The 9,127-nt window shown below is 73.6% G+C and carries 7 protein-coding genes; 1 reads left to right on the top strand and 6 read right to left on the bottom strand.

The features are described from left to right. Positions 1–363: 363 nt before the first annotated feature. From IH54_RS0135855 to IH54_RS0135845, 3 genes are read right to left on the bottom strand one after another with little or no spacing between them, the layout of a single operon-like run. Complete coding sequence (locus tag IH54_RS0135855) at positions 364–1,602, bottom strand: tetratricopeptide repeat protein (RefSeq protein WP_159012277.1); 1,239 nt, start codon at positions 1,600–1,602, stop codon at positions 364–366. A 51-nt stretch (positions 1,603–1,653) separates the two neighbouring features. Next, entirely contained in the window at positions 1,654–1,956 is a 303-nt protein-coding gene (locus IH54_RS0135850) for a DUF3039 domain-containing protein (protein WP_031525215.1), read from the bottom strand. An 11-nt stretch (positions 1,957–1,967) separates the two neighbouring features. Then, a complete protein-coding gene (locus IH54_RS0135845; RefSeq protein ID WP_031525214.1) occupies positions 1,968–2,546 on the bottom strand; it encodes a YqgE/AlgH family protein in 579 nt (192 codons plus the stop codon). 267 nt (positions 2,547–2,813) lie between these two features. Between IH54_RS0135845 and murA the strand changes: the two genes are divergently transcribed. Further along, positions 2,814–4,187 carry a UDP-N-acetylglucosamine 1-carboxyvinyltransferase gene (gene murA, locus IH54_RS0135840; protein WP_052398238.1) on the top strand — a complete coding sequence of 458 codons (1,374 nt, stop codon included), beginning with the start codon at positions 2,814–2,816 and terminating at the stop codon, positions 4,185–4,187. Between the two features lie 101 nt (positions 4,188–4,288). Here murA and IH54_RS0135835 read toward each other — a convergent pair whose 3' ends face one another. The 3 genes from IH54_RS0135835 to IH54_RS0135825 form a co-directional block, all read right to left on the bottom strand. Next, entirely contained in the window at positions 4,289–4,570 is a 282-nt protein-coding gene (locus IH54_RS0135835) for an HU family DNA-binding protein (protein ID WP_031525206.1), read from the bottom strand. A 301-nt stretch (positions 4,571–4,871) separates the two neighbouring features. Then, positions 4,872–6,323, bottom strand: coding sequence for an NAD-dependent malic enzyme (locus IH54_RS0135830; protein ID WP_031525205.1), 1,452 nt, complete (start codon positions 6,321–6,323; stop codon positions 4,872–4,874). A 495-nt stretch (positions 6,324–6,818) separates the two neighbouring features. Next, positions 6,819–9,098, bottom strand: a complete 2,280-nt coding sequence (locus IH54_RS0135825; RefSeq protein ID WP_043183226.1) for a HelD family protein — start codon at positions 9,096–9,098, stop codon at positions 6,819–6,821. Positions 9,099–9,127: the final 29 nt, after the last annotated feature.

Raw genomic sequence — 9,127 nt, 5'->3', positions numbered from 1 at the left:
CGAACCGTAGTCCCTCGCACGCTCACCCCCACCGGCGGGCAGCCGCCGACGAGACGCCGGGAGGGGGACGATCCGGGGGTGCCCCCGCAGGAATGCGCTTCCAGTCCCTCAACGGCTACGTAGGAGGGTGAACGCGCATTCCGAGGAGGTACCCCCGGAGTGGCCCCCGCCCCCACCCACCGAAGCAGGAGCGCGATGCCCCGCCGGGCAACACCAGGGGCTGCGTGGGGGCACCCCCAGACGAAGCTCTGGGGGAGAACGGCGCGAACAACCCCCACCGGCGCAAGGCCGCGAGAAGCACCGCACCACGCAGCCGGGAGCGTCACCCCCCGCCCCCCGCGGAGCGCAACGCACCCCGCAGCCTCAGATCGCCCTGCGCGCCTGCAAGGACGCCGTGCCGGCCACCGCCCACGTCGCCGCGAGCCAGCCCGCATGGGCGATCGCGAGGTCACGCCACGTGGCCCGCGATGCGGAACCGGCCACCGCCCCCGCGAGGCTCGCGCCCAGCAGGAGGGCCGGCACGACGATCTGGAGCCGCCCGAACCAGGAGAAGAGGAAGGCCCGCCGGGTGAACTCGGGCCCGTACCACCAGTGGACGCCGGCGACGGCGACGGCGACCCCCGCGGCGCCGGCGACGGTGACGGGAACGGCCGCCCACAGCGGCCACAGCTCGCGCCGCCACGCGCGGTCGGCGACGAGCCCGGTGGTGAGGAGGGGCGCGACGGGGATGACGGCCCCGACGTGGGCGGCGCGCAGCCGCCACAGCCGGTTGCCGGTGACGAGGTCGGCGGCCAGTTCGGTGCGCACCGTCGCGCGGATGCCCCGCATGCGCGCGACCGCGCCCGTGCCGGTCCGCCGGCTGTGCACCCGTACGAGCACGACGAGCAGCAGCGCGGTCACGGCGACCACCGCTCCGGCCGCGACGAACTGCCAGTCGTCGCCGGTCTCGATGCGGTAGAGCTGGATCGCCCACAGGACGGCGACGGCGACCCCGCCGGTGAGGATCCCGGCGCGCGGCGCCTGGAGCTGCCCGGGGTCGGCCCCGAGCAGCAGCGAGCGCTCGACCGCGCCGCGGTGCTCGGCCCGCAGCCGCCGCGGCAGGCGCCCGAGCATGCCGCGTCCCGCGCTGAGCGAGCGGGCCAGCGCGACCTGCGCCTCGGCCTCGCGCGGGGCCAGCTCGACGGCCCTGCGGGCGGCCGCGACCGCGTCGGGGACGCGGCCGAGCCGCCGGTAGACGTCGGAGAGCAGCACGGCCGGCTCCCAGCCGTCCGGATCCGCCCCGCCCGCCCGCACCGCGACGATCAGCGCGTCGTGGACCTCGTCGAGTGAGAGAAGGACCACACCGGCCAGGACGAAGACATCGGCCGCCTCGGCGGGCCCGGCCAGGGCGAGCGCCCAGTCGACGGCCTCGCGGGCCTCGGCCGGGCGCCGCTCCTGGGCGAGGACCCAGGCGCGCAGCAGGTAGCCGGCGCTGCCGTTGCGCTCCACGAAGGCGTCGCCGACCACGGCGTGCGCCTCCGCGAAGCGCCCCTGCGCGACGAGCGCGTGGACGCGCTCGCCGCTGGTGGAGTCGTCGTCGGGCGCGTCCGGCGTACCGAACACGCCTCCGTCACCCTCGTCTTCCACGGGCCTCCCCTGTCCGCCGGAAGGGCGTCAGGCGTTGCCGCCGCTGCCCTTGCCGGACTTGTCCTTGCCCCCGCCACCGCCGAGCGGCATGCCCTCGTAGATCTCCTTGCACATCGGGCAGACGGGGTATTTCTTCGGGTCGCGTCCGGGGACCCAGACCTTGCCGCACAGGGCGACGACGGGCGTGCCTTCCAGCGCGCTCGCCATGATCTTGTCCTTCTGGACGTAGTGCGCATAGCGCTCGTGGTCGCCGTCACCATGGGAGAGCTGCGGAGTCGGCTCGACCAGGGTGCCGGTGCCCGCCCCGCGCTCGGGCTCAAGAGTGCTCATAAGAGACAAGACTAGTTGAGGGAGGGATCGTCGGGATACGTGGCCACCATGGCCAGCTCGTTCCGTTGCCGGCGCAGCACGGAGCGCCACAGCCGCTCCGGGTCCGGCGCGGACACGTCACCCGGCTCGGACTCGACGACGTACCACGCCCCGTCGGTCAGCTCGCGTTCCAGCTGGCCCGGACCCCAGCCGGAGTAGCCCGCGAAGATGCGCAAGGACCCCAGCTCCGCGGCGAGCAGCTCGGGCGGGGCCTCCAGGTCGACCAGGCCGATCGCCCCGTGGACGCGCCGCCAGCCGAGCAGCTCGACCGCCTCGCCGGGGCGCGGCTCGCCGGGCACGACGGCCAGGCCGAGGGCGGAGTCCAGCGAGACCGGCCCGCCCTGGAAGACGACCTGCGGGAGCACCGCGAGGGCCGCCCACGGCTGCAGGACGTCGCCGACGCCGACCGGGGTGGGACGGTTCAGGACCACGCCGAGGGACCCCTCGGCGTCGTGGTCGAGGAGCAGCACGACCGCCCGGTCGAAGTTGGGGTCGGCCAGCTTCGGGGTGGCGACGAGCAGCCGTCCGGTGAGCGAGGACACCTCGGTCATGGTCCACATGATCCCGCATGCGGGCCGCGCTGGGGAGTCGTCGCCGGGACGGGTGGGCAGCACCCCGGCGCGCCCGCCGGTGGTACGCGCCGGAGCGCGGCGGCGGGCGCCGGGAGCGCGCGCCGCGGGCGGTATCCCGCGGCAGGGCAACGGGAGGGGCGCGCGGGGCGCATTACCATTTCCTCTGTTCCTCTGGTTCCTGTGCTCCACGGCTCCAGAGCTCCACGGCTCCACCCGTTCCGAACCGTTCCGACGATCGCGAGATCCATGACCGACATCGCCGATGTACTGCTTGTCCATGGCGGAACCCCGCTCGAAGGCGAGATCCGGGTCAGAGGCGCGAAGAACCTCGTGCCGAAGGCCATGGTCGCCGCCCTGCTCGGCAGTGAACCCAGCCGGCTGCGCAACGTGCCGGAGATCCGCGACGTCAAGGTGGTGCGCGGGCTGCTCCAGCTGCACGGCGTGACGGTGGAGGCGGGTGACGAGCCGGGCGAGCTGGTGCTCGACCCGACCCGGGTGGAGAGCGCCAACGTCGCGGACATCGACGCCCACGCGGGCTCCTCGCGCATCCCGATCCTCTTCTGCGGCCCGCTGCTGCACCGCCTCGGCCACGCCTTCATCCCGGGCCTGGGCGGCTGCGACATCGGCGGCCGGCCGATCGACTTCCACTTCGACGTGCTGCGGCAGTTCGGCGCGCGCATCGAGAAGCGGGCCGACGGGCAGTACCTGGAGGCCCCGCAGCGGCTGCGCGGCTGCAAGATCCGGCTGCCGTACCCGTCGGTGGGCTCGACCGAGCAGGTGCTGCTGACGGCGGTGCTCGCCGAGGGCGTGACCGAGCTGTCGAACGCCGCGGTCGAACCGGAGATCGAGGACCTGATCTGCGTCCTGCAGAAAATGGGCGCGATCATTTCCGTCGACACCGACCGCACGATCCGCATCACCGGCGTGGACAAGCTGGGCGGCTACACCCACCGGGCGATCCCGGACCGGCTGGAGGCTGCGTCCTGGGCGAGCGCGGCGCTCGCCACCGAGGGCAACATCTACGTGCGCGGCGCGCAGCAGCGCTCGATGATGACCTTCCTGAACACCTTCCGCCGGGTCGGCGGGGCCTTCGCGATCGATGACGAGGGCATCAGGTTCTGGCACCCGGGCGGCCCGCTGGACGCCATCGCGCTGGAGACCGACGTCCACCCCGGCTTCCAGACCGACTGGCAGCAGCCGCTGGTGGTCGCGCTGACGCAGGCGTCGGGGCTGTCGATCGTGCACGAGACGGTGTACGAGTCGCGGCTCGGCTTCACCGAGGCGCTCAACCAGATGGGCGCGCACATCCAGCTCTACCGCGAGTGCCTGGGCGGCAGCGCGTGCCGTTTCGGGCAGCGCAACTTCCTGCACTCCGCGGTGGTGTCGGGGCCGACCAAGCTGCAGGGCGCCGACCTGGTCATCCCCGACCTGCGCGGCGGATTCTCGTACCTCATCGCGGCGCTCGCGGCGCAGGGCACCTCGCGGGTGCACGGCATCGGCCTGATCAACCGCGGCTACGAGAACTTCCTGGCCAAGCTGGAGGGCCTGGGCGCACACATCGAGGTGCCCGGCGTGCCCGCGCCGGCGTCCGGCGAACCCCCGGCGGTCGCGGTCGCCTGAACCGCCGTCCGGTCGTGCATGAGGGCGGCCTCCCCGGTGCCGGGGAGGCCGCCCTCACGGTTTTACGGCGTTGCCTGGGCCAATGGGGCCGGGCGCGCAGCTCAGTTGCCCTTGGCGGCTTCCTTGAGCTTCGAGCCGGCGGAGACCTTCACGCTGTAACCGGCCGGAATCTGGATCGGCTCACCGGTCTGCGGGTTGCGGGCGGTCCGGGCGGCACGGTGAGTGCGCTCGAAGGTCAGGAAGCCGGGGATGGTGACCTTCTCGTCGCCCTTGGCCACGATCTCGCCGACGCTCTCGGCGAGGGCACTGAGAACGGCGTCGGCGTCCTTGCGGGTCACCCCGGCACGGTCGGCCAGCGCGGCCACCAGCTCACTGCGGTTCATATCTGTGTACTCCCGTGTTCTTTCTGCCATGGGGGCGCGAGCTCGAAGCTGTTGCTGTGTGCCTCACTGCCCAGGTGTGCATCCTGCCCCCATATATGGGCCGAAAGCCAATCGCCTGCCCGCGCGAGTCGCGGAAAAAGCGGTGCGGGACGGCGGGGATGACGGATTGTCGTCCGGTGTTCGACGCTCGGAATACGATTCCGGCGCTTTCCCGGCGCGCCTTCCTCTCGCTTCCCGTCGTCCCCGGGCCGCCCCCGCCGCGCACTCGTGGAACACCCGTCCCACCGGCGCCGTTGGTGCCTCACAGCCCCGCGGTCGGCTCCGTCGTGACGGCCGCGGAGACCGCGGGCCCCTGCGCGCGCGCCGCCGCCCGCACCGCGTTGGCGACCGCGCCCGCGACGCGGTCGTTGAAGACGCTGGGGACGATGTAGTTGGCGTTCAGCTCGCCGTCGCCCACCACACCGGCCAGCGCGCGGGCGGCGGCGAGCATCATCTCGGTGTTGACCGTGCGGGACTGGGCGTCCAGCAGGCCGCGGAAGACGCCGGGGAAGACCAGCACGTTGTTGATCTGGTTGGGGAAGTCGCTGCGCCCGGTGGCCACCACGGCGGCCGTCCGGCGGGCCTCCGCCGGGTCCACCTCCGGGTCCGGGTTGGCCAGCGCGAAGACGATCGCACCGTCCGCCATCGCGGCGACGTCCGCGCCGTCCAGCACGTTGGGCGCGGACACCCCGATGAAGACGTCGGCCCCCACCACGGCCTGCTTGAGGGTGCCCGTCACGCCCTCCGGGTTGGTGTTGTCGGCGATCCAGCGCAGCGCCGAGCCCTCGGGGGCGTCGACCAGGTCGTCGCGGCCCGCGTGCACCACACCGTGGATGTCGGCCACCACCGCGTGCTTCACGCCCGCCGCGATCAGCAGCTTCAGGATCGCCGTACCGGCCGCGCCCGCACCCGACATGACGACCCGCAGGTCGCCGATCTGCTTGCCGACCACCCGCAGCGCGTTCGTCAGCGCGGCGAGCACCACGATCGCGGTGCCGTGCTGGTCGTCGTGGAAGACCGGGATGTCCAGCGCCTCGCGCAGCCGCGCCTCGATCTCGAAGCAGCGCGGGGCGGAGATGTCCTCCAGGTTGATGCCCGCGAAGCCCGGCGCGATGGCCTTCACGATCGCCACGATCTCGTCGGTGTCCTGGGTGTCCAGGCACAGCGGCCACGCGTCGATCCCCGCGAACCGCTTGAACAGCGCCGCCTTGCCCTCCATCACCGGCAGCGCGGCCTTCGGCCCGATGTTGCCGAGCCCCAGCACCGCGGAGCCGTCCGTGACCACGGCGACGCTGTTGCGCTTGATCGTCAGCCGCCGGGCGTCCTCCGGGTTCTCCGCGATCGCCATGCACACCCGCGCCACGCCCGGGGTGTAGACCATCGACAGGTCGTCGCGGTTGCGGATCGGGTGCTTGGACTGCATCTCGATCTTGCCGCCGAGGTGCATCAGGAACGTACGGTCCGACACCTTGCCGATCGCGACGCCCTCGATGCCGCGCAGCTTCCGGACGATCTCCGCGGCGTGGTCCGTGGAGCTGGCCGCGATCGTGACGTCGATCCGCAGCCGCTCGTGCCCCGACGCGGTGACGTCCAGACCCGTGACCGATCCGCCGGAGGACTCCACCGCGGTGGTCAGCGCGCTGACCGCGGTCCCGCCGGCCGGGACCTCCAGACGCACGGTGATCGAGTACGAGACGCTTGGCGCCGTTGCCATGACGACCTTCTTCCGGTTACTGCGGAGGTGCTGAGGGTGGGGGTACGTCGGGTACCCCGGGTACCCGTGGAACATTACTTCCACGATGTGAATCGGCGGCAACGCCCGGGTTCACCCTCGCGGCGGGGAAGAGCTTCCCGGAATCGTTTGTTAGCCTGGGTACGGCACCGGCCCGATCCAAGCCCCCGGGCCCAACCTTAGGCGCTTCGAGCGCCCACTTGCCGCGAGGCGAGCATGGCGGGTCGGTGTCACCAACTTACGCCGGGTAACCCCGGCGGGCCCCTGGCCCGAGCCCCTTCGCGCGGCTCCCCCGGCGGGCCCCCGGCCCGAGCCCCTTCGCGCGGCTCCCCCGGCGGGCCGCCGGCCCGAGCCCCCCTCCGGGGCGCGGGCCCTTTTGCGCTCCGGGGTGCCTCTTGCGGTAGGCGTCGCGACCAGCCCCCGCGGCGGGAAGATCGCGCAAAGCACCTCACGGGGCAGCCCGGGCGCAGCCCCTCCTCAGGGGAGGAGGAGGTCCGGGACGCCCGCCGGGTTCGGGGAGTCGGGGGCCGTCGCCAGGACGGCGAGACGCTGGGTCGCCCGGGTGAGGGCCACGTACAAGATGCGCAACCCCGCAGGGGACTCCTCCGCGATCTCCGCCGGGCTCACGACGAGCGTCGCGTCGTACTCCAGCCCCTTCGCCTCAAGGCTGCCGAGCGCCACCGCACGGTCGCCGAGACCGTCCAGCCAGCCGCGCGCGGCCTCCCGGCGGTGCATCGCGACGACCACCCCGACCGTACCCTCCACCTCGCCGAGCAGCCGCTCGGTCTGCGCGCGGACGTCCGCGGCGAGGTCGTCGCCGGCGACGGAGAAGCGGGGCGCGAGCCCCGTGGAGCGCACCGCGCGCGGCGGCTGCGTCCCCGGCATCGCGAGGGCGAGCACCGTCGAGGCGACCTCGGCGATCTCCGCCGGGTTGCGGTAGTTGACGGTGAGGGTGAAGCGCCGCCGCGGCCGCGTCCCGAGCGCCTCGTCGCGCGCCTGCGCGGCCTCGTCCACGTCGGACCACGAGCTCTGCGCGGGGTCGCCCACGACCGTCCAGGTCGCGGCGCGGCCCCGGCGGCCGACCATGCGCCACTGCATGGGCGTGAGGTCCTGCGCCTCGTCGACGATGACGTGCGCGTACTCCGTCCGCTCCTCCTCCAGCCGCTCCGCGCGCCCGCGCCGCCCGCCGGCCATCCGGTCGGCGTACGTGGTGACCTCCTCCAGGCCGGTCAGCTCGTCGAGCGGGTCCGCCTCGCGCCGTGCGGGCCGGGGCAGCGGCCCGAGGATCGCGGCCAGCTCGTCGAGCAGTGCGACGTCGTGCGTGCTGACGCCCTCGCGGCGCAGCGAGCGGGCGACGCGCCGGACGTCCGACTGGGCGAGGGTACGGCGCGCCCACCGGCCGAGCCGCCGGTCGTCGGCGAGCGCGGCGAGCACCGTGCGCGGCTCCAGCAGCGGCCACCACGCGTCGAGGAAGCCGGTGAAGTCCTGCTCGGTGCTGATGTCCTCGTCGAAGCCCTGCCGCTCCTCGGCGGCCAGTTCCGCGTCGTCGAAGGTGCGTCCGGTCTTGCGCCACAGCGCGTCCAGCAGGAGGCGGCGGGCGCGCGGCCGCAGCAGGTTGACGGGCGCGGTGCCGCCGAGCACGGTGCGCCGTACGGCGGCCAGCTCACCGGCGTTCAGCTCGATACGGCGCCCGAAGGCCACGACCCGCAGCGTCTCGGGTGCGCCGGGCACCGCGTCGAGGCAGCCGCGGGCGGCGCCCCGCAGCACCTTGAGCATCCGCAGCGAGCCCTTGACGCGGGCGACGGCGGGCTCGTCGTACAGGTCGGCGGTCACGCCGTCGACGAGCGAGCCGAGCGCGCGGATCGCGACCTGCCCCTCCTCGCCGAGCGAGGGCAGCACGCCCTCGGTGTACGCGACCAGCAGCGGCGTGGGGCTCACGCACAGGATGCCGCCGGCGTAGCGCCGCCGGTCCTGGTAGAGCAGGTACGCCGCGCGGTGCAGCGCGACCGCGGTCTTGCCGGTGCCGGGACCGCCGGTGACCTCGGTGACGGACGCCGCGGGCGCCCGGATGACCATGTCCTGCTCGGCCTGGATGCTCGCGACGATGTCCCGCATGGTGTGCGTCCTGGCCTGGCCGAGCGCGGCCATGAGCGCGCCGTCGCCGACCACCGGCAGCCCCGTCGTGAGGTCCGGGCGCAGCAGGTCGTCCTCGACGCCGAGGACCCGGCGGCCCTTGGAGCGGATGACACGGCGGCGTACGACCCGCCCGGGTGCGACGGGCGTCGACCGGTAGAAGGGCGCCGCCGCAGGCGCCCGCCAGTCGATGACGAGCGGGGTGTAGTCGGCGTCCAGCACGCCGATCCGGCCGATGTGCAGGGTCTCGGCGATGTCGGCGCTCCGGTCGGGACGGATCGCGTCGTCGGCGGGCTCGACGGAGGTGTACGCGCCGTCCGCGCCCTTCTGGCCGTCCTTGCCGCGCAGCAGGTCGATCCGGCCGAAGAGGAAGTCCTCGAACTCGGTGTTGAGGCGGTTGAGGTGCATCCCCGCGCGGTAGACCTGCGCGTCGCGCTCGGCCAGCGCGCCCGGCGTGCCGACGTGGCCCGCCTTGGCGGCGTCGCTCATCAGGAACTCCACCTCGTGGATCTTCTCCTCGAGGCGGCGGTAGACCCGGTCGAGGTGGTCCTGCTCGACGGCGATCTCCCGCTCCCTGGTGCCGCCGCCCCCCTGCCGGTCCTGAACTGCGGTCTGCGCGGCCACGCAGGGCCCCCTTCGTCCTTCGTCCGTAC

Source organism: Streptomyces sp. NRRL F-5123, from assembly GCF_000721495.1.
Lineage (GTDB): Bacteria > Actinomycetota > Actinomycetes > Streptomycetales > Streptomycetaceae > Actinacidiphila.
Note: the sequence above shows the minus strand (reverse complement) of the source record. Positions and strands in the feature narration are given on the sequence as shown.

Coding starts and splice junctions, on each gene's coding strand:
- murA (WP_052398238.1), top strand. CDS start 2,814: ATGACCGACATCGCCGATGTACTGCTTGTCCATGGCGGAACCCCGCTC.
- IH54_RS0135830 (WP_031525205.1), bottom strand. CDS start 6,323: ATGGCAACGGCGCCAAGCGTCTCGTACTCGATCACCGTGCGTCTGGAG.
- IH54_RS0135845 (WP_031525214.1), bottom strand. CDS start 2,546: ATGACCGAGGTGTCCTCGCTCACCGGACGGCTGCTCGTCGCCACCCCG.
- IH54_RS0135850 (WP_031525215.1), bottom strand. CDS start 1,956: ATGAGCACTCTTGAGCCCGAGCGCGGGGCGGGCACCGGCACCCTGGTC.
- IH54_RS0135835 (WP_031525206.1), bottom strand. CDS start 4,570: ATGAACCGCAGTGAGCTGGTGGCCGCGCTGGCCGACCGTGCCGGGGTG.